This window comes from Streptomyces sp. NPDC005761 (genome assembly GCF_040630635.1).
Classification (GTDB): domain Bacteria; phylum Actinomycetota; class Actinomycetes; order Streptomycetales; family Streptomycetaceae; genus Streptomyces.
In genome coordinates this window covers 17,822-39,713 of the sequence record NZ_JBEXXX010000031.1, presented here as the reverse complement: position 1 = coordinate 39,713, position 21,892 = coordinate 17,822, and the positions used below count along the sequence as shown (strand labels likewise).

At 72.1% G+C, this 21,892-nt stretch carries 20 protein-coding genes; 15 read left to right on the top strand and 5 right to left on the bottom strand.

Annotated features, from left to right (window positions below; all coding sequences use genetic code 11):
- The first annotated feature begins 41 nt into the window (after positions 1–41).
- On the top strand, positions 42–560 hold the full coding sequence (locus tag ABZ434_RS25290) for a DinB family protein (protein ID WP_359141117.1): 519 nt from the start codon (positions 42–44) through the stop codon (positions 558–560).
- A gap of 57 nt (positions 561–617) precedes the next feature.
- Here the strand turns inward: ABZ434_RS25290 and ABZ434_RS25285 are convergent, their stop codons facing one another.
- Positions 618–1,079, bottom strand: a complete 462-nt coding sequence (locus tag ABZ434_RS25285) for a GNAT family N-acetyltransferase (RefSeq protein ID WP_359141262.1) — start codon at positions 1,077–1,079, stop codon at positions 618–620.
- Positions 1,080–1,362: 283 nt separating this feature from the next.
- On the opposite strand from ABZ434_RS25285, the gene ABZ434_RS25280 reads away from it, so the two are divergent.
- The 8 genes from ABZ434_RS25280 (at position 1,363) to ABZ434_RS25245 (ending at position 11,702) form a co-directional block, all read left to right on the top strand.
- Positions 1,363–2,157: a TIGR03084 family metal-binding protein gene (locus tag ABZ434_RS25280; protein WP_359141115.1), complete on the top strand. Its 795-nt coding sequence runs from the start codon at positions 1,363–1,365 to the stop codon at positions 2,155–2,157.
- The gene (locus ABZ434_RS25275) at positions 2,154–3,866 is read left to right on the top strand and encodes an acyclic terpene utilization AtuA family protein (protein WP_359141113.1); all 1,713 of its coding nucleotides are present in this window, start codon (positions 2,154–2,156) and stop codon (positions 3,864–3,866) included. The genes ABZ434_RS25280 and ABZ434_RS25275 overlap by 4 nt, the downstream gene beginning before the upstream one ends.
- Positions 3,863–5,461 (top strand): carboxyl transferase domain-containing protein, encoded by a 1,599-nt coding sequence (locus ABZ434_RS25270; protein WP_359141110.1) that lies wholly within the window; start codon positions 3,863–3,865, stop codon positions 5,459–5,461. Before ABZ434_RS25275 ends, ABZ434_RS25270 begins: the two co-directional genes overlap by 4 nt.
- Positions 5,462–5,469: 8 nt before the next feature.
- On the top strand, positions 5,470–7,470 hold the full coding sequence (locus ABZ434_RS25265) for a biotin carboxylase N-terminal domain-containing protein (protein ID WP_359141107.1): 2,001 nt from the start codon (positions 5,470–5,472) through the stop codon (positions 7,468–7,470).
- Complete coding sequence (locus tag ABZ434_RS25260; protein WP_359141104.1) at positions 7,467–8,627, top strand: acyl-CoA dehydrogenase family protein; 1,161 nt, start codon at positions 7,467–7,469, stop codon at positions 8,625–8,627. Before ABZ434_RS25265 ends, ABZ434_RS25260 begins: the two co-directional genes overlap by 4 nt.
- 200 nt (positions 8,628–8,827) lie before the next feature.
- Positions 8,828–10,402 carry a 4-coumarate--CoA ligase family protein gene (locus ABZ434_RS25255; protein ID WP_359141101.1) on the top strand — a complete coding sequence of 525 codons (1,575 nt, stop codon included), beginning with the start codon at positions 8,828–8,830 and terminating at the stop codon, positions 10,400–10,402.
- Positions 10,399–11,133 carry an enoyl-CoA hydratase family protein gene (locus tag ABZ434_RS25250; RefSeq protein ID WP_359141098.1) on the top strand — a complete coding sequence of 245 codons (735 nt, stop codon included), beginning with the start codon at positions 10,399–10,401 and terminating at the stop codon, positions 11,131–11,133. The genes ABZ434_RS25255 and ABZ434_RS25250 overlap by 4 nt, the downstream gene beginning before the upstream one ends.
- Positions 11,121–11,702 carry a TetR/AcrR family transcriptional regulator gene (locus ABZ434_RS25245; RefSeq protein WP_359141095.1) on the top strand — a complete coding sequence of 194 codons (582 nt, stop codon included), beginning with the start codon at positions 11,121–11,123 and terminating at the stop codon, positions 11,700–11,702. Before ABZ434_RS25250 ends, ABZ434_RS25245 begins: the two co-directional genes overlap by 13 nt.
- 18 nt (positions 11,703–11,720) lie before the next feature.
- Here ABZ434_RS25245 and ABZ434_RS25240 read toward each other — a convergent pair whose 3' ends face one another.
- Entirely contained in the window at positions 11,721–12,281 is a 561-nt protein-coding gene (locus tag ABZ434_RS25240) for a hypothetical protein (protein WP_359141092.1), read from the bottom strand.
- A 370-nt stretch (positions 12,282–12,651) separates the two neighbouring features.
- Here ABZ434_RS25240 and ABZ434_RS25235 point away from each other — a divergent pair, with 370 nt between their 5' ends.
- The 3 genes from ABZ434_RS25235 to ABZ434_RS25225 all read left to right on the top strand — a co-directional run bounded on the left by ABZ434_RS25235 (position 12,652) and on the right by ABZ434_RS25225 (position 15,879).
- Positions 12,652–14,514 carry a serine/threonine-protein kinase gene (locus ABZ434_RS25235; protein ID WP_359141089.1) on the top strand — a complete coding sequence of 621 codons (1,863 nt, stop codon included), beginning with the start codon at positions 12,652–12,654 and terminating at the stop codon, positions 14,512–14,514.
- Between the two features lie 266 nt (positions 14,515–14,780).
- Positions 14,781–15,323, top strand: a complete 543-nt coding sequence (locus ABZ434_RS25230) for a GNAT family N-acetyltransferase (RefSeq protein ID WP_359141086.1) — start codon at positions 14,781–14,783, stop codon at positions 15,321–15,323.
- Positions 15,324–15,375: 52 nt separating this feature from the next.
- Positions 15,376–15,879 (top strand): GNAT family N-acetyltransferase, encoded by a 504-nt coding sequence (locus ABZ434_RS25225; protein ID WP_359141083.1) that lies wholly within the window; start codon positions 15,376–15,378, stop codon positions 15,877–15,879.
- Between the two features lie 231 nt (positions 15,880–16,110).
- Here ABZ434_RS25225 and ABZ434_RS25220 read toward each other — a convergent pair whose 3' ends face one another.
- Together ABZ434_RS25220 and ABZ434_RS25215 are read right to left on the bottom strand one after the other, a co-directional pair.
- On the bottom strand, positions 16,111–16,752 hold the full coding sequence (locus ABZ434_RS25220) for a hypothetical protein (RefSeq protein ID WP_359141080.1): 642 nt from the start codon (positions 16,750–16,752) through the stop codon (positions 16,111–16,113).
- A 318-nt stretch (positions 16,753–17,070) separates the two neighbouring features.
- Positions 17,071–17,541: a MarR family winged helix-turn-helix transcriptional regulator gene (locus ABZ434_RS25215; RefSeq protein ID WP_359141076.1), complete on the bottom strand. Its 471-nt coding sequence runs from the start codon at positions 17,539–17,541 to the stop codon at positions 17,071–17,073.
- A 30-nt stretch (positions 17,542–17,571) separates the two neighbouring features.
- Between ABZ434_RS25215 and ABZ434_RS25210 the strand changes: the two genes are divergently transcribed.
- Positions 17,572–18,708, top strand: a complete 1,137-nt coding sequence (locus tag ABZ434_RS25210; RefSeq protein WP_359141073.1) for a GNAT family N-acetyltransferase — start codon at positions 17,572–17,574, stop codon at positions 18,706–18,708.
- Between the two features lie 160 nt (positions 18,709–18,868).
- On the top strand, positions 18,869–19,459 hold the full coding sequence (locus ABZ434_RS25205; RefSeq protein ID WP_359141070.1) for a hypothetical protein: 591 nt from the start codon (positions 18,869–18,871) through the stop codon (positions 19,457–19,459).
- 93 nt (positions 19,460–19,552) lie between these two features.
- Here ABZ434_RS25205 and ABZ434_RS25200 read toward each other — a convergent pair whose 3' ends face one another.
- Positions 19,553–20,662: a citrate synthase 2 gene (locus ABZ434_RS25200; RefSeq protein WP_359141067.1), complete on the bottom strand. Its 1,110-nt coding sequence runs from the start codon at positions 20,660–20,662 to the stop codon at positions 19,553–19,555.
- Between the two features lie 225 nt (positions 20,663–20,887).
- On the opposite strand from ABZ434_RS25200, the gene pdxH reads away from it, so the two are divergent.
- The gene (gene pdxH, locus ABZ434_RS25195) at positions 20,888–21,520 is read left to right on the top strand and encodes a pyridoxamine 5'-phosphate oxidase (RefSeq protein WP_359141260.1); all 633 of its coding nucleotides are present in this window, start codon (positions 20,888–20,890) and stop codon (positions 21,518–21,520) included.
- Positions 21,521–21,892 lie beyond the last annotated feature (372 nt).

Below are 21,892 nucleotides of genomic sequence, written 5' to 3'. Positions count from 1 at the left end.
CAGCCCTTAGGGTGGGCGCGATATCCGACCTGGAGGCAAACATGCCGGAACGCGACGATCTGCTCGCGCTCGTGACCGACCAGCGCACCAATTTTCTCTACACCGTCGGGCATCTCGACGACTCCCAGGCACGTGCCCGCACGACCGTCAGCGAGCTGACCCTCGGCGGTCTCCTGAAGCACCTCGGGCTCGTGCAGCGCAGCTGGCTGGACGTGATCGAGGGCACCGCCCCGGCCGAGGTCGACTGGGCGGACCTCGACCCCGACGGCAACCGGATGACCGACGTCGAGAACCTGCCCGAACTGCTGGAGGCCTTCCACGCCGCCGCGGCCGCGTTCGACCGTACGGTGCGCGAGGAGGCCGACCTCGACCGCGAGGTCACCCTGCCGGCGTACCCGTGGTCGCCCCCGGAGCCCGTCCGCTGGACGGTCCGCCGCGTCCTGTGGCACATCTTCCGCGAGATCGCCCACCACAGCGGCCACGCCGACATCATCCGCGAGGCCCTGGACGGGTCCAGCACGACGGCGAAGATGGCCGAGGCGGCGTCCAAGGGGGAGTAGTGCTCCCGGACGGTGATGCGGGGACGTCACCGCTCCCGGAGACGTGACGCGGGGCCGTCAGCCGACCCGCCGGGCCAGAACCTGCCCCGGCCACTCCCCGGCCAGGAAGGGGGTGGTGGGGGTGAATCCGTTGCGCTCGTAGAAGGCGACCAGTTCGCCCCCGCCGCCCGCCCAGCAGTCGACCCGCAGCAGTCCCACACCTGCCCGCCGGGTCTCCTCGACGGTGTGGGCCAGCAGTGCCGCCCCGATGCCCAGACCCGCGTGCCGGCGGTCGGACACCAGCAGCCGTACGTACCGCTCGGGCTCATCGGCCGCCGCGACGGGCATCCGCGGGCTGGGGCCGGCGTCCAGCACGACGGCTCCGACGGGTGTGCCGTCCAGCTCCGCCACGTAGGGGGTCTGCTCGGTCATGTACTGCCGCACCCGTGCCGCCCCGCCGGGCTTCTGCGAATACGGCGTCGTGCCCCATTGCCCGGTGTTGCCGCGACGGTTCATCCACACCACTGCGGCGTCGAGCATGTCCAGGATGACGGGCGCGTCGGCCGGGCCGCCCGGCCTGATCCGTATGCGAGCTGTGCTGTCGGTGTCCACGGCGGAAGCCTAGGGCGGTCCTCCGGATCGCTCCGGAGCCGCGGGTCCGGACCGGAGACCTGGGCGTACTCGCGCCAGGAGGGTGTGCCCGCAGGGCGGTCGTGGCCATGGCGGCCGAGGGCGGGAGAAAAATCATGCAAGCATGCTTGATTGTTTTACGCCCCGCTGGCAGGCTCCGGGACACACCGCCACGCCCCGAGGGGAGCGCACCGTGTCCGATGCCGCAGCCGTGCTCGACGACCTGGGCGGCGAGAGTGCAGAACTCGACCTGCTCGTAGCCGGGTTGACCGCCTCGCAATGGGCGGGGGAGACCCCCGCCGAAGGGTGGACCGTCGCCCACCAGGTGGCCCATCTCAGCTGGACGGACGAGGTCGCGCTGATCGCCGTCACGGAGCCGGAGCAGTTCGACGACGAGGTCGCCAGGGCGATGAAGGACCCCGAGGGCTTCGTCGACCGGGCCGCCGACGAGGTCGTCGCGGCGTACGCCCCGGACGCCCTGCTCGTCCGCTGGCGCACCGGCCGGCAGCGGCTCCAGGAGGCCCTGCGGGCGGCACCCCCCGGGACGCGGTTCCCCTGGTACGGGCCGCCGATGAGCGTGGCCTCCATGGCGACCGGGCGGCTCATGGAGACCTGGGCCCACGGGCAGGACATCGCCGACGCCGTCGGGGTCACCCGCACCCCCACCGCGCGGCTGCGTCACGTCGCGCGGATCGGGGTCCGGGCCCGCGACTACGCCTTCCTCGTGCGGGGGCTCCAGGCGCCGGGGGAGGAGTTCCGGGTGGAACTGGACGGCCCGGGGGGCGAGCTGATCACCTACGGACCCGAGGGCGGCGCCCAGCGCGTCACCGGGCCCCTGTACGACTTCTGCCTGCTCGTCACCCAGCGCGCCCACCGCGACGACCTCGCCGTCCGGGCCGAGGGGGCCGACGCCGACGCCTGGCTGGACATCGCGCAGGCCTTCGCCGGGCCCGCCGGGGCCGGGCGCGCCCCGAAGTCGGACCGATGACCCCGCCCCTGCGGGTCGGCAACGCCTCCGGCTTCTACGGCGACCGCTTCGACGCCGTGCGCGAGATGCTCACGGGCGGCCCCCTCGACGTACTCACCGGCGACTACCTCGCCGAGCTGACCATGCTCATCCTCGGCCGCAGCCGGCTCAAGGACCCCGGCCGCGGCTATGCCACCACCTTCCTGCGCCAGTTGGAGGAAGGGCTAGGGCTCGCCCACGAGCGCGGGGTGAAGATCGTCACCAACGCGGGCGGGCTCAACCCCGCCGGACTGGCCGACGCGGTAAGGGCGTTGGCCGACAAGGTGGGCGTGCCGGTGCGGGTCGCCCACGTGGAGGGCGACAGCCTCCCCGTGCCCGACGGCTTCCTCACCGCCAACGCCTACCTCGGCGGGTCGGGCATCGCCGCCTGCCTGCGGGCCGGCGCCGACGTCGTCGTCACCGGCAGGGTCACCGACGCAGCCCTCGTCACCGGACCCGCCGCCGCCCACTTCGGCTGGGGGCCCGAGGACCACGACGCGCTCGCCGGAGCCGTCGTCGCCGGACACGTACTGGAGTGCGGCACCCAGGCCACCGGCGGGAACTACTCCTTCTTCCGCGGCCACGACATCCGCCGGCCCGGCTTCCCCGTGGCCGAGATCCACGCCGACGGCTCCTGTGTCATCACCAAGCACGACGGTACGGGCGGGGTCGTCGACGTCGGGACGGTCACCGCCCAACTGCTGTACGAGACCGCCGGCCCCCGGTACGCGGGCCCCGACGTCACCGCCCGGCTCGACTCCGTACGGCTGTCGCCCGACGGCCCCGACCGGGTCCGGATCTCCGGGGTGCGCGGCGAGGCCCCGCCGCCCACGCTCAAGGCCGGACTCACCCGCCTCGGCGGCTGGCGCAACGAGGTCGTCCTCGTGCTCACCGGGCTCGACATCGAGGCCAAGGCGCAGCTCGTCCGGGACCAGATCGCGGACGCCTTCGCCCGGACCGGGCGGCAGCCCGACGAGGTGCGGTGGGAGCTCGTCCGTACCGACCGCGCCGATGCCGCGACCGAGGAGACGGCGAGCGCCCTGCTGCGGCTCGTCGTGCGCGATCAGGAGCCGGAGGCCGTGGGGCGCGCTCTGTCCGGCGCCGCGATCGAGCTGGCGCTCGGCAGTTACCCGGGTTTCCACGTCACCGCCCCGCCCGGGAAGGGCGCGCCCTACGGGGTGTTCGAGGCCCGGTTCGTCCCGGCGGGAGACGTCGGCCATGTGGCCGTGCTCCCCGACGGGGGTCGCGAGGCGCAGGAACCGGCCGCCCGGACGCGGGTCCTGGAGGAGGTCGAGGAGCCCGCGCTGCCCACGCCGTTGGACGCGGGACCCACCCGGAGTGCGCCCCTCGGACTTGTCGCGGGTGCCCGCAGCGGCGACAAGGGCGGCGACGCGAACGTCGGGGTGTGGGTCCGCAGCGACGAGGCGTGGCGGTGGCTGGCCCACGAGCTGACCGTCGCACGGCTGCGGGAACTCCTCCCGGAGACCGCCGGCCTTCCCGTCGTACGGCATGTACTGCCGAACCTGCGTGCCCTGAACTTCACCGTCCACGGCCTCCTCGGCGAAGGCGTCGCCTCCCAGCACCGCTTCGACCCGCAGGCCAAGGCCGTCGGCGAGTGGCTGCGCTCGCGCCGGCTGGAGATACCCGTGTCCTTGCTGGACCGTGCCGACGCACCGGAGGTACACGCATGACCGTCCTGCCCACCGGGCTCGACACCGCGGGCCCCGAATACGCCGCGAACCGCTCCGCCATGCTCGACAGGCTCACCGAGCTGGACGCCGCCCACACCGGGGCGCTCGGAGGCGGCGGCGAGAAGTACGTCGAGCGGCACCGCTCGCGCGGCAAGCTGCTCGCCCGGGAGCGGATCGAGCTCCTGGTCGACGAGGACAGCCCGTTCCTGGAGCTTTCGCCGCTCGCCGCCTGGGGCAGCGACTACGCGGTCGGAGCCTCGCTCGTCACCGGGATCGGGGTGGTGGAGGGCGTCGAGTGCCTGATCACCGCCAACGATCCGACCGTACGCGGCGGCGCCTCCAACCCCTGGACCCTGAAAAAGGCCCTGCGGGCCAACGAGATCGCCTTCGCCAACCGGCTGCCCTGCATCAGCCTGGTCGAGTCCGGGGGAGCCGATCTGCCGTCGCAGAAGGAGATCTTCATCCCCGGCGGGGCGCTCTTCCGCGACCTCACGCGGCTGTCCGCCGCCGGAATCCCGACCGTGGCCGTCGTCTTCGGCAACTCCACCGCCGGCGGCGCGTACGTCCCCGGCATGTCCGACCACACCGTCATGATCAAGGAGCAGTCCAAGGTCTTCCTCGGGGGCCCGCCCCTGGTCAAGATGGCCACCGGTGAGGAGAGCGACGACGAATCGCTCGGCGGCGCCGAGATGCACGCCCGCACCTCGGGGCTCGCCGACCACTTCGCCGTCGACGAGCACGACGCCCTGCGCCAGGCCCGCCGCATCGTCGCCCGCCTCAACTGGCGCAAGGCGCACCCCGACCCCGGGCCCGCCGCACCGCCCGCGTACGACGGGGACGAGCTGATCGGCATCGTGCCCGGCGATCTGAAGGTGCCCTTCGATCCGCGCGAGGTCATCGCCCGGCTGGTCGACGGCTCGGACTTCGACGCGTTCAAACCGCTCTACGGGACCAGCCTGGTCACCGGATGGGCGCGGCTGCACGGCTACCCCGTCGGCATCCTCGCCAACGCGCAGGGCGTGCTGTTCAGCGAGGAGTCGCAGAAGGCCGCCCAGTTCATCCAGCTCGCCAACCAGCGCGACATCCCGCTGCTCTTCCTCCACAACACCACCGGCTACATGGTCGGCAAGGAGTACGAGCAGGGCGGCATCATCAAGCACGGCGCGATGATGATCAACGCGGTGTCGAACTCCAAGGTCCCGCACCTGTCCGTCCTGATGGGCGCCTCGTACGGCGCCGGGCACTACGGCATGTGCGGCAGGGCCTACGACCCGCGCTTCCTGTTCGCCTGGCCCAGCAGCAAGTCGGCCGTCATGGGACCCCAGCAGCTGGCCGGAGTGCTGTCCATCGTCGCCCGCGCCTCCGCGGCAGCGAAGGGACGGCCGTACGACGACGAGGCGGACGCCGGGCTGCGCGCCATGGTCGAGCAGCAGATCGAGGCCGAGTCCCTGCCGATGTTCCTGTCCGGGCGGCTGTACGACGACGGGGTCATCGACCCACGCGACACCAGGACCGTCCTCGGGATGTGCCTGTCCGCCATCCACACCGCACCGGTCGAGGGCGCCCGCGGCGGCTTCGGCGTCTTCCGGATGTGAGAGGTCACATGATCACCACGCTGCTCGTCGCCAACCGGGGCGAGATCGCCTGCCGGATCTTCCGCACCTGCCGCGCGCTCGGAATCGCGACGGTCGCGGTGTACTCCGACGCGGACGCCGGGGCGCTGCACGTACGGGAGGCCGACACCGCCGTACGCCTGCCGGGGGCCGCGCCCTCCGACACGTATCTGCGCGGCGGCCTCGTCGTCGCCGCCGCACTCGCGGCGGGTGCCGACGCCGTCCACCCCGGCTACGGCTTCCTCTCGGAGAACGCCGGATTCGCCGCCGCCGTGCAGGACGCGGGCCTGGTCTGGGTCGGTCCGCCGGTCAAGGCCATCGAGCTGATGGCGTCGAAGACCCGCGCCAAGGAGCTGATGGCCGCCGCCGGAGTACCCCTGCTCGCACCCGTCGATCCGGCCGCCGCTCGCGCCGAGGACCTGCCGCTGCTGCTCAAGGCCGCATCGGGCGGCGGCGGGCGCGGCATGCGGATCGTACGGGAACTGGGCGATCTGCCCGGGGAGTTGACAGCCGCAGCGGCCGAAGCGCTGTCCGCGTTCGGCGACGGCGAGGTCTTCGCCGAGCCGTACGTGGAGCGCGGCCGGCATGTCGAGGTGCAGATCATGGCCGACGAGCACGACGGCGTCTGGGCCCTCGGCACCCGCGACTGCTCGCTCCAGCGGCGCCACCAGAAGGTCGTCGAGGAGGCCCCCGCGCCCGGCCTCGACGACGCGCTGCGCGAACGGCTGCACGATGCGGCCACGGCCGCCGCACGGGCCGTCGGCTACCGGGGCGCCGGCACCGTCGAGTTCCTGGTCACCGCCGACGGTCGTCCCTACTTCCTGGAGATGAACACCCGCCTCCAGGTCGAACACCCCGTCACCGAAGCGGTGTTCGGGCTCGACCTCGTCGCACTCCAGATACGGGCCGCGGAGGGGGAACCCCTGCCCTCCGCCATGCCCCCGCAGCCCACCGGGCACGCAGTCGAGGCCCGGCTCTACGCCGAGGACCCCGCCCGAGACTGGCAGCCGCAGACCGGAGCACTGCTCACGCTCGATGTGCCGGACGAGCCGGGGCTGCGCCTGGACACCGGATACACCGGCGGCGACACCATCGGCGTGCACTACGACCCGATGCTCGCCAAGGTCATCGCCCACGCCCCCACCCGTACCGAAGCCGTACGCCTTCTCGCCCGCGCCCTGGAACGCGCCCGCATCCACGGCCCCGTCACCAACCGCGAGCTCCTCGTACGCTCCCTGCGCCACCCGGACTTCGTCGCAGCCCGCCTCGACACCGGCTTCTACGACCGGCACCTGGAGGCGCTCACCGCCGAGGCCGACGGGGCCGGCTCCCTGCTCGCCGCCACCGCCGCCGCCCTCGCGGAGGCCGCCCGCCGCACCACCGCCGGCGGCGTCGCCCGCTTCGGAGCCTGGCGCAACGTCCCCTCGCAGCCCCGGCTCCGGCGCTACCGGAGCGAACCCGACGGCCGCGAGCACGACGTCACCTACCGCACCACCCGCGAAGGCCTCCGCCCCGCCGAGGGCATCCGGCTCGTCGACGCCCGCCCCGACCGCGTCACCCTCGAAACGGACGGCGTCACCCGGCACTTCACCGTGACCACCGGGGGCGGCCGGGTCCATGTGGACTCCGCCACCGGCTCGTACGCCTTCACCTCCGTGCCCCGCTTCACGGACCCCGCCGAACGCACCGAACCCGGCTCCCTGCTCGCTCCGATGCCCGGCACCGTGGTCCGCCTCGCCGACGGGCTCGCTGCCGGGGCGGCCGTCGAGGCCGGACAGCCGCTGATCTGGCTGGAGGCGATGAAGATGGAACACCGGATCCTCGCCCCCGCCTCCGGCACCCTCACCGCCCTGCACGCCGCACCCGGCCTCCAGGTGGAGGTCGGCGCCCTGCTCGCCGTCGTCACGGAAGCCGCGAACACCGCAGCGGCAGCGGCACCCGCACCCGCACCCACAGCCCTCGCATCGACAGCCTCTGGGGAGAACGCATGAGCACCGTCCTCGAAACCGAAGAGCACCAGGCGCTGCGCGCCGCCGTCGCCGCCCTCGGGAAGCGGTACGGCAGGCAGTACACCACCACGCTCGCCCGCGAGGGCGAACACCCGCGGGAACTGTGGGCCGAGGCGGGCAAGCTCGGCTACCTCGGCGTGAACCTTCCCGAGGAGTACGGCGGCGGTGGGAGCGGGATGGCCGAACTCTCCATCGTCCTCGAAGAGTTGGGGGCAGCCGGCTCGCCGCTCCTGATGATGGTGGTCTCGCCGGCCATCTGCGGCACCGTGATAGCCCGCTTCGGTACCGACGACCAGAAGCGGCAGTGGCTCCCCGGCCTCGCCGACGGCAGCCTCACCATGGCCTTCGGCATCACCGAACCCGACGCCGGATCCAACTCCCACCGCATCACCACCACCGCCCGCCGTGACGGCGAGGCCTGGGTGCTCACCGGGCGCAAGGTCTTCGTCTCCGGCGTCGACATCGCCGACGCCACCCTCATCGTCGGCCGCACCGAGGACGCCAGGACCGGCAAGCTCAAGCCGTGCCTGTTCATCGTCCCGCGCGAGTCGCCCGGCTTCCGGCGCTCACACATCGAGATGGAACTCCAGGCCCCGGAGAAGCAGTTCGAACTCGTCCTCGACGACGTGCGCCTGCCCGCCGACGCGCTCGTCGGCGAGGAGGACGCCGGGCTGCTCCAGCTCTTCGCGGGGCTCAACCCGGAGCGCATCATGACCGCGGCCTTCGGTATCGGCATGGGGCGCTACGCGCTGGGCCGCGCCGTCGAGTACGCGAAGACCCGCCAGGTGTGGAAGGAGCCCATCGGTGCCCACCAGGCCATCGCGCACCCCCTCGCCCAGGCCCACATCGAACTCGAACTGGCCCGCCTGATGATGCAGAAGGCCGCCCGGCTCTACGACGACGGCGACGACATCGGCGCCGGAGAGGCCGCCAACATGGCGAAGTACGCGGCCGGAGAGGCCTGCGTCAGAGCCGTCGACCAGGCCGTGCACACCCTCGGCGGCAACGGCCTCACCCGCGAGTACGGCCTCGGGTCGCTGATCACCGCGTCCAGGGTCGCCCGGATAGCGCCGGTCAGCCGCGAAATGATCCTGAACTACGTCTCCCACCAGTCCCTCGGACTCCCCAAGTCGTACTGACCGGCCCGGGGCCGCGACGGAGCCGGTCCCGGGCCTCGCCCCGCCCGGGGACTTCCCGGCTCCGTCCGTCCCGTCCGGGGACTTCCCCGGCCCGCCGTCAGCGGCGATGCTGCCCCTCTCCACCCCCGCACGGCCGCTCGGCGCCCCCGCTGACCCACGGCGGCGCCGGACAGGCCGTACTCGCGTCGAAGGGAACCGCCATGGTGTTCCACAGCCTGTACGAAGACGTTCCGGCACTCGAAACACCCATCCACGAAACGGTCCTCGGCGGGGCCGCGGCCTTCGGTGACACCGTCGCCCTGATCGACGGAACGAACGGCCTCTCCGTCACGTACGCCCAGCTCGACACCTTCCACCGCCGCATCGCCGCCCACCTCGCCGAGGCGGGACTGCGCAAGGGTGACGTCCTGGCCGTGCACAGCCCCAACACGATCGCCTACCCCGCCGTCTTCTACGGGGCCACGCGCGCCGGCGCCTCGGTCACCACCGTGCACCCGCTGTCCACCGCCGAGGAGTTCGCGCAACAGCTCGACGACTCGGGCGCCCGCTGGATCGTCACCGTGTCCTTCTTCCTCGACGTCGCCCGCCGGGCCGCCGAGCTGGCGGGCGGCGTCCGGGAGATCTTCGTCTGCGACCAGGCCGAGGGCCACACGTCCGTGCTCGACATGCTCGGCTCCACCGCCCCGGAACCGGAGATCGATTTCGGTGCCGAGGACATCGCCGTCCTCCCGTACTCCTCCGGGACCACCGGCGCCCCCAAGGGCGTCATGCTCACCCACCGCTCCATCGGCACCAACCTGGAACAGCTGCGCCCCTTCATCCCCATGGAGCCCGGCCACAGCATCCTCGCCGTCCTCCCCTTCTTCCACATCTACGGGCTGACCGCCCTGATGAACGTCCCGCTGCGCTGCGGGGCGACCGTCGTCGTGCTGCCCCGCTTCGACCTCGAACAGTTCCTCGGTGTGATCCAGGAACACCGCATCACCGGTCTGTACGTGGCCCCGCCGATCGTCCTGGCCCTCGCCAAGCACCCGGCCGTCGGCGACTACGACCTGTCCTCGCTCGAGTACGTCGTCAGCGCCGCCGCGCCCCTGGACGCCGGACTTGCCGCCGCCTGCTCCGCCCGCCTCGGCATACCGCCCGTCCGGCAGGCGTACGGAATGACGGAGCTCTCGCCCGGCACCCACGTCGTGCCCCTCGACATCGAGAACCCGCCGCCCGGAGCCGTGGGCAAGCTGCTGCCCAGCACCGAGATGCGCATCGCGTCCATGGCGGACCCGGGGGAGGACCTCGGCATCGACACCGACGGCGAGATCCTCATCCGCGGCCCCCAGGTGATGAAGGGGTACCTCGGCCGCCCCGAAGCCACCGACGCCATGATCGACGGCGACGGCTGGCTGCACACCGGTGACATCGGACGCGTCGACGCGGACGGCTGGCTCTTCGTCGTCGACCGGGTCAAGGAACTCATCAAGTACAAGGGCTACCAGGTCGCCCCGGCCGAACTCGAAGCACTCCTCCTCACGCACGCGTCGATCGCCGACGCCGCCGTCATCGGCGTGTACGACGCCGACGGCAACGAGATCCCGAAGGCCTTCCTCGTACGTCAGCCCACCGCACCGGACCTCACCGCCGACGACGTCATGGCGTACGTCGCCGAACGCGTCGCCCCGTACAAGAAGATCCGCCGCGTCGAGTTCGTCGACGCCGTACCGCGCGCCGTCTCCGGCAAGATCCTCCGCCGTGAACTGCGCGACAGGGAGAAGCAGCAATGAGCCTCGCCCCACCCACCCACGAGCGGGGCATCACCACGCTCACCCTCGACTCCCCGGCCAATCGCAACGCGCTGAGCGCACCACTCGTGGCCGGACTGTCCGAAGCCCTCGACGCCTGCGCGGCGGACGACACCGTACGGGCGGTGGTCCTCACCCACACCGGCAACACGTTCTGCGCGGGCGCCGACCTCAGGGCGCCGGCCGACCCGCACGCCTTCGTCGCCCTGATGCGCCGCATCGTCACCCTGCCGAAACCGGTCGTCGCCCGTGTCACCGGGCACGTACGGGCCGGTGGGCTCGGACTGCTCGGCGCCTGCGACATCTCGGTCGCCGGCCCCGGCTCCTCCTTCGCCCTCACCGAGTCACGCCTCGGCCTCGCCCCCGCCGTCATCTCCCTGCCCCTGCTGCCCCGCCTCGATCCTCGCGCGGCGTCCCGCTACTACCTCACCGGCGAACGCTTCGACGCCGCCGAAGCCGCCAGGACCGGCCTCGTGACCATGGCCGCCGAGGACGTGGACAAGGCACTCGTACCGGTACTCGACGGACTGCGCAGTGCCTCGCCCCAGGGGCTGGCCGCATCGAAGGAGCTGGTCACGGCTACTGTGCGGGAGACTTTCGACCAGTACGCCGAAGACCTCATCGCCCGCTCCGCGGCACTCTTCGCCTCCGACGAGGCACGGGAGGGGATGACGGCCTTCCTGGAACGACGGGATCCCGCATGGCTGCTGTGACACCACCGAAGCAGGACCGCAGCCGTGCCACCCGGCAGAAGCTCCTCGAAGCCGCGGTCGCCTGCCTCGCCGAACACGGCTGGGCAGGCTCCACCGTCTCCGCCGTCGCCATCCGCGCCGGAGTCTCCCGCGGCGCCGCCCAGCACCACTTCCCCACCCGCGAGGACCTGTTCACCGCAGCCGTCGAATACGTCGCCGAGGAACGCTCCGCGGCCCTGCGCGCCGTCGCCGTCCAGGACCGCGCCGCCGTCGTCGCCGCCCTCGTCGACCTCTACACGGGCCCGCTCTTCCGCGCCGCGCTCCAGCTCTGGGTCGCGGCCTCCAACGAGGAACAGCTCCGCCCCCGCGTCACTGAACTCGAAGCCCGCGTCGGCCGCGAGACCCACCACATCGCCGTGACGCTGCTGCGCGCCGACGAAACCCGCCCCGGCGTCCGCGAAACGGTCCAGGGTCTCCTCGACATGGCCCGCGGCCTCGGCCTCGCCAACGTCCTCACCGACGACACCGCCCGCCGGCGACGGGTCGTGACGCAGTGGGCGGCACTGCTGGACGGGGCGCTGGGCCGCTGAGCGGGCGGCGCGCCGCCGTCAGGCGCGTACGGCCATGATCTCCAGACCGTTCCCGGCCCGGATCCTGAGTGTGGTGCCGTCCCACACGACGGGCAGCGGCGTGGGCGTGGTGTCCACCGGCGAGCCGGGGTCGACGGGGCCGGACTCCTCGTCATGGCCCCACTGGAGGGTGACGGCGGCCTTCTCGCCGACCGTGGCGGGCATTCCGGTGGCGGCCCAGACGTTGTCCGAGCTCATGCCGTCGACCCGGACCGTGAGCGCGTCCCCGGTGAGCTCGAAGGAACCCGTCAGATCCCCTGCGTCGAGGCTCCAGGCGCGGCCGGTGAACTCGATACGCCGGTATGCGTCGTTGACCTGTCCCTCCGGGCTGTAGGCGAGCTTCCACGCGCCGCGCACGAACGCCTGGACGGCGGCCCCGGTGACGGTCGGACGGGCGGCCCCGCCCGCCGCCCCCGACGCCTCGTCGGCCTCGTTCTTCCCGCAGGCCGCCAGCGCGACGGCCAGCAGCCCGAGACCGCCGTACCTGAGGGCGTCCCGCCGCCGCACGCTCTTCCGCAGCTGCCCGATTCCGTTCAGCACCTGGCCCCCGCCTCTCCCCGCTACCGACCGCCCGTTCCTGCCCGGACCGGTCCAAGAGGCAGAGTGTGACGCAGAGATGGCCGTCATGTCAGGAGAGTGTGCGTATATGCGCGTACCGACCTTTCAGGGAGGGCATCGTGGTAGGGCGTGTCGTCGAACTGGCGTCTGCCGCGCGACGCCAGTTCGGCGACACGCCCCAGGGCGTTCTCCCGGGGCCGGGGCCGGGGCCGGGGCCGGGGCCGGGTGCTGTGCCGAGGCGCGGGTGCCGAGGGACGGCCCGCCGGAGCCCGACGGGGGTGCTCCGGCGGGGCCTGATGCGCATACTGCTGGGGACCATCGGGACGAGGAGCCGGACGAACTCGGGGGACTGATGCGGCCGCAGGACGTGATCGATCAGCGGTACGAGCTGGTGGAGTTACTGGGGCAGGGAGGGTTCGGCCAGGTCTGGCGGGCCTTCGACAGCAGGGTGAAACGGCAGGTGGCGGTCAAGACCGGCTCCCCGCAGTCGGACGACGAGGCGCGTCGCTTCGCCCTGGAGGCAGAGCTCGCCGGCAACCTCAGCCACCCGAACATCGCCGCGCTGTACGACTACGGGGAGGCACTGCACGAGGGCCGGCTCATGGTCTACCTGGTCATGGAACTGGTCCCGGGGGAGACGCTCGGCGGAATACTCCGGCGCGGTGTCCCCCCGCTCGTCTCCTCCCTGATCTGGGCGCAGGGCATCTGCGAGGCGCTGGATGCCGCTCACGCCAACGGAGTGGTGCACCGGGACATCAAGCCTGCCAACGTGATCATCACGGGGGCGGAGGCGGGAGCGGGCGCGGGGGCCGGCCACGGCGTGGGCACGGCGAAGGTCCTCGACTTCGGGATCGCCAGAGACCTGGCGCACACGGGCCTGACGGCCGAGGGATACGTGATCGGCTCCTGGCAGTACATGGCGCCGGAGCGCTGGGCCGGAAACGTGCCGGTCGACGGACGGGCGGACCTGTACTCCCTGGGCTGCGTCCTGATGGAGCTCCTGACCGGCCAACTTCCTTTCACCGGAGCAAACATGAACGAGCTGATCGCCCAGCACGCGGCCGGCACACCGCCCCGCCCCGGATCACTGCGCCCGGGTCTGCCCGACGCCGTCGACCGGCTGGTCCTGCGTCTGCTGGCGAAGGATCCGGCACAACGGCCCCCGCACGCCCGGCAGGTGGCCGACCACCTGGCGGACATCGTCCGGCAGGCCCGCCGAACGACCTCAGCCGACCCGCAGTCCACCTCCGACGACGACGCGGGTGAGCCGTTCGCGTACGTCCCCACCGCACAGCCGACCGCGGCCGATCCCGCCGGCCGCGCGCGCGAGGCGCTGAGCAGCCGGCTCGACCGGATCCTGGACGACTACGCCGGCGTGGAGGCGGGCGAATTCGCCCGGCGGCTCGATCTCCTCATCCGCGACCTCACCGCGCAGCTGGGGGCGGAGGACCCTCTGACGGTCGAGGCGGCCTACCAGCGGGCGATGCACGCCTGGCAGACGGCACACGACCAGGACCGCCTGGAGAGCGTGCTGCCCAGGCTCATGAGAGTCCTGGGCCCCGAGAACCGTCGCACCCTGGACGTCCGGGCCGTCCTGACCGGAGACGCCGCCGCCCGTGGACAGGGCGACGGCCGGCGCCACCTCGCCGAACTGGACGACATCATCGCCCGGGCGACCCACGTCCTCGGTGCGCACGACCCCATCACGCTGGTGGCCCGGCTCGACCGCGCCGACGCGCTGGACCGGGAGTACGACGGCACCGGCCGGCCCGTGCACATCACGGGATCACGCGACGACGAACAGGCGGCCCGCCGCCGCGCCCTGCTGGAACCCCTGCTGCCGGACCTCCTCCAGGGGCTGGGTGACGACGATCCGCGCACCGTCCACGCCACGTTGCGCCTGGCCCTCGACACGTACCAACTGGGCGATTTCCGGGCGGCCCTGCCTCTCTACGAACGGCTGATGCCGCGCACTTCCGCCGCGCTCGCGAGGAGTGACGTGCGCCTGCGGATCCGGCACGCGCACTGCGTCGCGGAGTCGGGATCGCCCGAGCGCGCCGTCTCCATGCTGGACGTGCTCCTCACCACCCTCAGGAACAGACCCGGGCACGACTTCCAGCAGCAGGCGCCCCCGGCGCTCGCCCTGCGGGGGGCGCTGAGGAAGCAGCTCCGGCAGGAGCGGAAGGGCAGTGGCCGCAGCTGGTTCCGGCGGTGACCACGGTCCCGCCCGGGTGGTGGGGGAGCCGGGACGGGAACGGGCAGGCGTGGGTCGGGCGACCGGTGAAGCGGCGTCCCCGAGCGCGTCCGGGCCGCCGGCCGCGCGCGTCGGAACGGCGGATCAGCCTCGCGCCGAGAGGGCGGAGGCGGCCGGTGCCCCGCCGGGGCGCCCGCCGATTCCCGGAGGCCCGCCGGCCCGCCGCCTTCCGGCCGCTCCCGGATACCCTTTCTCCTCCCGAACACAGGCCAGGGAGGCCCCGCGTCATGAGCAGCACCGCGTCACCGTTTCCCGCCCGGATCGAGCTCACGGGAGAAGGCCTCGTCCTGCGCGACTGGACAGAAGCGGACCTGGCCGCGATGCCGGAGCTGTTCGACCACCCCGACGTCGCGCACTGGACGCCGATCGTCTCCCCCTTCGACGAGAAGGCCGCCCACACCCGTCTGGAGCGGGCCCGTCAGCTGCGGCAGGAGGGCACGACGATTCTGCTCGCCATCACCACCGACGGCGGCGCTGCACTCGGCGAGGTCATGCTGCGGCGCGCCCCCGAGGGCAACGAGATCGGTTACGCGGTCGGCCCCGCACACCGCGGCCAGGGCCTGGCCGCACGGGCGGTGCGGGTGATGGCCGCGTACGCCTTCGAGGAACTGGGCGTGGAGCAGGTGATCCTGGAACTGGAGGCTGAGAACGTGTCCAGCGTCGCGGTGGCGAGGAAGACGGGCTTCCGCCTGCTCGACGTACCGCTGATCGAGGGCGAGGAGAAGGGCCGGCCGTTCGTCCTGCAGACGTGGGGGCTGAACCGTCCCTGACGTCGTCCGGAGCACATGATTCGGCAGGGCCCGTGAAGGGCAGGGGCGGGGCATGACCACGTACGGGACGATGTCGTTCCACCTGGAGACCGAGCGGCTGATCCTGCGCCCGTGGGCCGATTCGGACGCTGCCGAGCTCACCGCCCTGTACGCCGAACGCGGCGTGGGGACACGCACGGTCGAGTACTCCCGCACGCTCATCGCGAAGCTGATCGCCTCCACGGAGACGACGGGGATCGCCCTGCTGCCCATCCAGCGGCGTGCCGAGGGCGACTTCATCGGCTACTGCGGACTGATCATCGGCCGCTCCACGCTGGAGGAGCCCGAGATCGCGTACGAGCTCTTCCAGCGGGTGCACGGCCGCGGCTACGCCACCGAGGCGGCCCGTGCGGTGCTCGACGCCGCTGCGGCGACCGGGCGGCAGCGGATCGGTGCGACCGTCGATGCGGGGAACACACCGTCGTTCCGCGTCCTGGAGAAGCTCGGGTTCGCGCGGGACCGCGTCACCGTGGAGGACAAGGGCGAAGTGGTCTGGCTGACGCGCCCGTTGCGGTGAAGCCCGGCGGACTCCGGCTGGCTCCCGGGACTGCCGGACCTGCCGGTCGTCCCCGGCCTATTGGACGATCTGCTGCCCGGGATCCGCATCGACCTGTGCTGAGCCGACCTGAGGGCCACCGCACGGCTTTCCTCCGGGACAACCTGCAGAGCGCGGGCCGGCCGTCGGCCGGGCATGTCGTCCAAGGACGAGATGCCCGGCGCGCGGACACGGAATCGGTTGGTCAACTGGTCAGCTGGTCCAGAGCACCGGGCTGTCGCTGTACGCGTCACCCTCCTCGAACGAGGCAGCCGCGATGGGGTCGGTCTTCGTGGCGCTGAGCGAGCAGGTCTCGTACGACGCGCCCTTGGTGGTGAAGTCGCGGGGTGCCGTCTCGTTGTCGCACTTGCCCGGCAGGTCGCCGATCAGGATGACGCCCGTGGGGCCGCCGCCTTCCAGCTTGCCGCGCAGCCTCAGCGACGCGTACGACAGGTCGGTGCCGCTGACGTTCTCCACCTTCATCCGGATGTAGTAGGGGGTCATGCCCTTCGCCTTCTCACCGAATGCGGCCATGTCGGCCTCGGCACCCTTCTCGATCGCCGTGACCGTCACGGCGACGGTGCCCTTCTTGTCGGTCCCGTACGTGAACGGCAGAACCGCCCTGTCGCCGATCTTGAACTTCGTGCCCGGTGCGGCGACGTCACCACCGGCCGGAGCGGCGGCGTCGTCGCTGGGGTCCGCGGGCGGGCTCTCGCTGCTCGGGTCGGACGAGGCCGGGGCGGACGCCGATGGCGATTCCTGTGCCGCCGAGTCCTCGCCGTCGTTGCAGGCTGTGAGGCCGAGGCACAGGGTGGTGAGGGCAACTGCGGAGACGATGCGTGCCTTGGGTGTCATTTTGGCCTAACTGGCAGTGAGGGCTGCCCCATACGACAGCCGAACGTCAACAATTGGAGAAGCGTCCGGTCATGTGACCGGACGTGCCGGAGCGGCCTCGGCGACGACGGTCCGTCGCCGGGGCGCGCCGGCACATCTCAGGATGGGGCGGGAATGACACAGGCGCGCCACAGGTTTGCCACGGGTGCGCCATGGCCCGGCGGGGCGTGGCTCCTGGCCCGGCCCACCGGGGTCGGCCGGCCGCGCGGGTGGTGCGGATGATGGCCGCGTAGGCGGCGTCGCCGCGCCCGCCGCCGTTCGAGGGCCCCGGTGGGAACCTCACCTCGCCAGGTCGTCGTCCAGCTTCGCGGCGATGCGTTCGAGGGCGGCAAGGTCGCCCGGATCGAGCCGGTCGACGAAGTGACGCCTCACTGACGCGACATGGCCGGGGATGCTGCGCGTCAGTGTCTCCAGGCCCTGTTCGGTGAGGGCCAGGAAGCAGCCTCGGCCGTCGTCCGGGTCGGGCGCCCGCCGCAGGAGTCCGCGCGCCTCCATGCGTGTGGCGTGGCGGGACAGGCGGCTGCGGGACCACCCCATCTTGGCTGCCTGCTCGCCGAGGGTGCTGGTGTTGCCGGGCCGCTCGGAGAGAGTGCTGAGCACCTCGAAGTCCGGTTCGGACAGGCCGTGCTCAGCCAGGTCCTGGGTCGTGCGCGCCTGGACGGTGATCACCATGCGGCGGTACGCCCGCCAGGCGCGCTCCTCTCCGGGTGTCAGCCAGCGGGGCGCGGAGTCCGACGATTTCGTTGACATGTAATCAAGTTACCAGCTAGCTTCATTTCCATGTCAACGAAAAAACTGCGCGTCGTCGTCCTCGTCTGCAGCAGCCGCCCCGGTGCCCTCGGGCCGGCCATAGGGGAGTGGCTGACCGGCACGCTCGCGCCACACGCCGAAGGCCTCGGCGTGGACCTCGTGCCGCTGGCCATCGGCGATCTCGGCCTGCCCTTCCTGGACGAGGAGGAGCATCCCTCCTCGGGCGTCTACCACCACGAACACACGCGTCGGTGGAGTGAGTTGGCCGGAGCGGCTGACGGCTTCGTCATGGTGGTGCCGGAGTACAACTACGGCATGCCCGCGACCCTCAAGAACGCGCTCGACTACCTGGGTCCCGAGTGGGCCTGGAAACCTGTCGGATTCGTCAGCTACGGAAACACCTCGGCGGGCACCCGCGCGGTCCAGCACGCCAAGCAGGTGGTGACGACCCTTCGTCTCGTGCCCCTCGGGTCCACGGTCGCGATCCGCATCGCGGACGCGGTGTCCGAGGGGCGGGTCCGCCCGGACGCCGCCCTCGACGCGGCGGCCCTGGGCGTACTCGACGAGCTGGTGCGGGTCGCTCAGGCACTGCGGCCGATGCGTGAACGCGGAGCGAGGGGCTCACTGCCCGGCCCCCTGCCGGGCTCGTACGTGCGACGCCTCGTTCCCGAGGACGCACCGGACGTCACGGTGCTGCAGCGCTGCTGCTGGGTCGAGGAGGCCGTCGCCAACGACACCCTGGCCGTACAGGCCCTGCGCGAGTCACTCGACGAGGTGGGCGCCTGGCTGGCCGACTGGGAGGCCACCGGACTGTGGCGGGACGGGCGGCTCCTGGCGATGGTGCGCGCACGGCGCAGCGGCGGCGACTGGCACATCGGGCGGCTCGCCGTCGTTCCCGATCTGCGAGGCCACGGCATCGGCCGCTGGATGCTGCGCAGTGCGGAGGCCGGAGGGAAGGAATGTGACAGCCTGATCATGTACACCGGTGCGGCCAGCCACGGCAACATCGCCCTGTACGAGAGCGAGGGATACCGGGTATCGGGCGCCGACGCGGACGGGGCGGTGCGTCTCGGAAAGCCGGGTCAGGCCCGGGACCGAGCCACGGCCGGGGCCGCCGTCGGCGAGGAACCTGCGCGCCCCGGTCAGGAAGGTGCGCCCCTTGCGTAACTCCCGGTGGCCGGACTCCCGGTGACCGGTATGTGCAGCCAGTGTGGACAAGGGCCGCACGCGCGTGCAGGACTACTCACCGCGGACCGCGCACCACCGAGGACCGCGAACCTCGGCGCAGACCGACCGAGCCGACCGCACGCACCCCAGGAGGCCCCGCATGGGCGACTACTACCAGACGATCGTGGACACCGGGATCTCCGAGGCGGACGCTGCCCCCGTGGCCGCGCACATCGTGGAGTGGCTCGTCGCCGAGGGGGTCGTCGGCCCGGACCGCACCGAACCCGTCCTCGGCGGCGGACCCGGACACCCCCCGGGCCCCCGCCACCGTGCCGTAGTCGACAGCAGCGGCTGGAGCGACCCCTGGCAGGCGGGCGGCCTGGAGGTCGTCACCACCCGCACCGTTTTCGACGCCGGGCAGTACGCGGAGGCCTCGGGCGCGGACTGTCCTCGCTGCAGGGCGACCACCGAACTCCGCGATGAGGAGACGTGGGACGACATCCCCGGCGCCTGGGACCCCTTCGCCGTCGCCGAGGAGGCCTGGCTCGCCGGAGCCGCCGCACCGGTCCGCTGCACGCACTGCCACGCCGAGTCCCCGCTCACCGACTGGACCGGCATGGACGACGCCTTCGCGTACGGCAGCCTCGGCTTCACCTTCTGGGGATGGCCCGACCTGAAGCCCAGCTTCCTCGCCGAGTTCGGCCTCCGCCTGGACCGGCGCCGCACCGTCTGCGTACGCGGCAAGCTCTGACGGAGGGAGCAGGTTCTGACGGATGGGGCAGGTTCTGACGGCCGGGGCAAGTTCTGACGGACGAGGTGTCCCCGTCCGTCAGAACTTCGGGCCTCAGTTCCCCAGGTCCGCCAGCTGATCGAATCCATCGATCTCCCGCGGACTCCGCGTCCCCGGACCGACGTACGTGGCCGACGGCCGCACCAGGCGCCCCGTCCGCTTCTGCTCCAGGATGTGCGCCGACCAGCCCGCCGTACGCGCACACGTGAACATCGACGTGAACATGTGCGCCGGGACCTCCGCGAAGTCCAGCATGATCGCTGCCCAGAACTCCACGTTCGTCGCCAGCACCCGGTCCGGGCGCCGCGCGTGCAGCTCCTCGAGCGCGGCCTTCTCCAGCGCCTGCGCCACCTCGAACCGCGGCGCGCCCAGCTCCTCGGCCGTGCGTCGCAGGACCCGCGCGCGGGGGTCCTCGGCCCGGTACACCCGGTGACCGAAGCCCATCAGCCGCTCGCCCCGGTCCAGGGCCTGCTTCACGTACGCGGTGGCGTCCCCGGTCCGCTCGATCTCCTCGATCATGCCGAGGACCCGGGACGGCGCGCCCCCGTGCAGCGGGCCCGACATGGCGCCCACCGCCCCGGACAGCGCCGCGGCCACGTCGGCACCGGTGGAGGCGATGACGCGCGCGGTGAACGTCGAGGCGTTCATCCCGTGTTCGGCGGCCGAGGTCCAGTACGCGTCGACGGCCTTCACGTGCCGGGGGTCCGGCTCGCCGCGCCAGCGGATCATGAACCGCTCCACGACGGATCCGGCCTTGTCGATCTCGCTCTGCGGCACCATGGGCCGCCCCTGCCCGCGCGCGGACTGCGCGACGTACGACAGCGCCATGACCGCGGCCCGCGCCAGGTTGTTGCGCGCGGTCTCCTCGTCGATGTCCAGCAGTGGCTTCAGGCCCCACACGGGCGCGAGCATCGCCAGGGCGGACTGGACGTCGACCCTGATGTCACCGGAGTGCACCGGGATCGGGAACGGCTCGGCGGGCGGCAGACCGGGGCTGAACGCCCCGTCGACCAGCAGTCCCCACACATTGCCGAACGACACATGGCCGACGAGATCCTCGATGTCGACGCCTCGGTATCGCAGCGAACCGCCTTCCTTGTCGGGTTCGGCGATCTCCGTTTCGAACGCGACGACTCCTTCGAGTCCGGGTACGAAGTCGGACATCAGGCGGCTCCCTCGGATCGGCGGCTGCGGGCGGGCCCCAGGGCCCACCCAAGATACTGGCGGGTTCCGACGCGACCGGGAAGCGTGACATCGGGCACAGCTCCCCGTTCCACCGTGTAACGGCGGGCGGACCTCCTTCGTGCCGGTCCACTGCGGCAGGATGGCCCCGTGCCCACCTTGCCCACCGCAGACTCCTCCTTCGATTCCACCACCGATCCGGCCGCGATGCGCGAGCAGTACCGGTCCGAGGCCTTCACCGAGGACGGCCTCGACGCCGATCCGATGCAGCAGTTCGCCCGCTGGTTCCGGCAGGTCGCCGCCGGCGGCATGCTCCACGAGCCGAACGCGATGGTGGTGTCCACGGCGACCCCCGAGGGCCGGCCGTCCTCCCGCACGGTCCTGCTGAAGATGTACGACGCGCGCGGCTTCGTCTTCTTCACCAACTACGACTCCCGAAAAGGCCGGGAACTGACCGCCAACCCGTATGTCTCGCTGCTCTTCCCCTGGCACCCCCTGGCCCGCCAGGTCACCGTCACCGGCACCGCGTCCCGGGTCTCCCGCGAGGAGACGGTCGCCTACTTCCGTACCCGCCCCCACGGATCCCAGCTCGGCGCCTGGGCGAGCGACCAGTCCGCGGTGATCGGCTCCCGTGAGGAGCTGGCCCGCCGCTACGAGGACCTCGAGGCCCGCTACCCGGAGGGCGAGAAGGTCCCGGCGCCCCCGCACTGGGGCGGCTTCCGTGTCGTCCCGGACACGATCGAGTTCTGGCAGGGCCACGAGAACCGGCTCCATGACCGCCTGCGGTACGTGAGGGGGGCGGGCGAGGACGCGTGGCGCGTCGAGCGGCTCTGCCCTTGAGGGCTCTCCCGCCACCAGGAAGTGCGGGACAGCCCTCAAGAGGCCGCCGAACGCCGCCGGCATGCAGAAACCCGCAGGCTCTGGTCCCTCCTTGCGGAGGAGCCGGCCGGACTTACCGGCGAGCCTGCGGGTCGGTGACTGCTTGGGATTGGCCGATGACCGGCCTGCACTGCAAGAGCGCGACAACGGGCGTCAGCCCGCAGTCACCTCACGAGTCCGAGAAGAAATCACTTCCGGAACACCTCCTTTCCCTACGTGTGGCTTCAGCCTAGGAAGCTCCCGGGCGCCGCACAACCGAATTATCGGAGCCATTGATTTCCGGGAAGTCGCTGTGTGCTGGGTCACGTTCGAGTTCAATGGTCTGACGTGCGG

Excerpts from the sequence above, each read along its gene's own strand:
- ABZ434_RS25250 (WP_359141098.1), top strand. The coding sequence starts at position 10,399 with ATGAGCCTCGCCCCACCCACCCACGAGCGGGGCATCACCACGCTCACC.
- pdxH (WP_359141260.1), top strand. The coding sequence starts at position 20,888 with ATGCGCGAGCAGTACCGGTCCGAGGCCTTCACCGAGGACGGCCTCGAC.
- ABZ434_RS25260 (WP_359141104.1), top strand. The coding sequence starts at position 7,467 with ATGAGCACCGTCCTCGAAACCGAAGAGCACCAGGCGCTGCGCGCCGCC.
- ABZ434_RS25205 (WP_359141070.1), top strand. The coding sequence starts at position 18,869 with ATGGGCGACTACTACCAGACGATCGTGGACACCGGGATCTCCGAGGCG.
- ABZ434_RS25275 (WP_359141113.1), top strand. The coding sequence starts at position 2,154 with ATGACCCCGCCCCTGCGGGTCGGCAACGCCTCCGGCTTCTACGGCGAC.
- ABZ434_RS25225 (WP_359141083.1), top strand. The coding sequence starts at position 15,376 with ATGACCACGTACGGGACGATGTCGTTCCACCTGGAGACCGAGCGGCTG.
- ABZ434_RS25220 (WP_359141080.1), bottom strand. The coding sequence starts at position 16,752 with ATGACACCCAAGGCACGCATCGTCTCCGCAGTTGCCCTCACCACCCTG.
- ABZ434_RS25215 (WP_359141076.1), bottom strand. The coding sequence starts at position 17,541 with ATGTCAACGAAATCGTCGGACTCCGCGCCCCGCTGGCTGACACCCGGA.
- ABZ434_RS25255 (WP_359141101.1), top strand. The coding sequence starts at position 8,828 with ATGGTGTTCCACAGCCTGTACGAAGACGTTCCGGCACTCGAAACACCC.
- ABZ434_RS25230 (WP_359141086.1), top strand. The coding sequence starts at position 14,781 with ATGAGCAGCACCGCGTCACCGTTTCCCGCCCGGATCGAGCTCACGGGA.
- ABZ434_RS25210 (WP_359141073.1), top strand. The coding sequence starts at position 17,572 with ATGTCAACGAAAAAACTGCGCGTCGTCGTCCTCGTCTGCAGCAGCCGC.
- ABZ434_RS25200 (WP_359141067.1), bottom strand. The coding sequence starts at position 20,662 with ATGTCCGACTTCGTACCCGGACTCGAAGGAGTCGTCGCGTTCGAAACG.
- ABZ434_RS25245 (WP_359141095.1), top strand. The coding sequence starts at position 11,121 with ATGGCTGCTGTGACACCACCGAAGCAGGACCGCAGCCGTGCCACCCGG.
- ABZ434_RS25265 (WP_359141107.1), top strand. The coding sequence starts at position 5,470 with ATGATCACCACGCTGCTCGTCGCCAACCGGGGCGAGATCGCCTGCCGG.
- ABZ434_RS25235 (WP_359141089.1), top strand. The coding sequence starts at position 12,652 with ATGCGGCCGCAGGACGTGATCGATCAGCGGTACGAGCTGGTGGAGTTA.
- ABZ434_RS25285 (WP_359141262.1), bottom strand. The coding sequence starts at position 1,079 with ATGCTCGACGCCGCAGTGGTGTGGATGAACCGTCGCGGCAACACCGGG.
- ABZ434_RS25290 (WP_359141117.1), top strand. The coding sequence starts at position 42 with ATGCCGGAACGCGACGATCTGCTCGCGCTCGTGACCGACCAGCGCACC.
- ABZ434_RS25270 (WP_359141110.1), top strand. The coding sequence starts at position 3,863 with ATGACCGTCCTGCCCACCGGGCTCGACACCGCGGGCCCCGAATACGCC.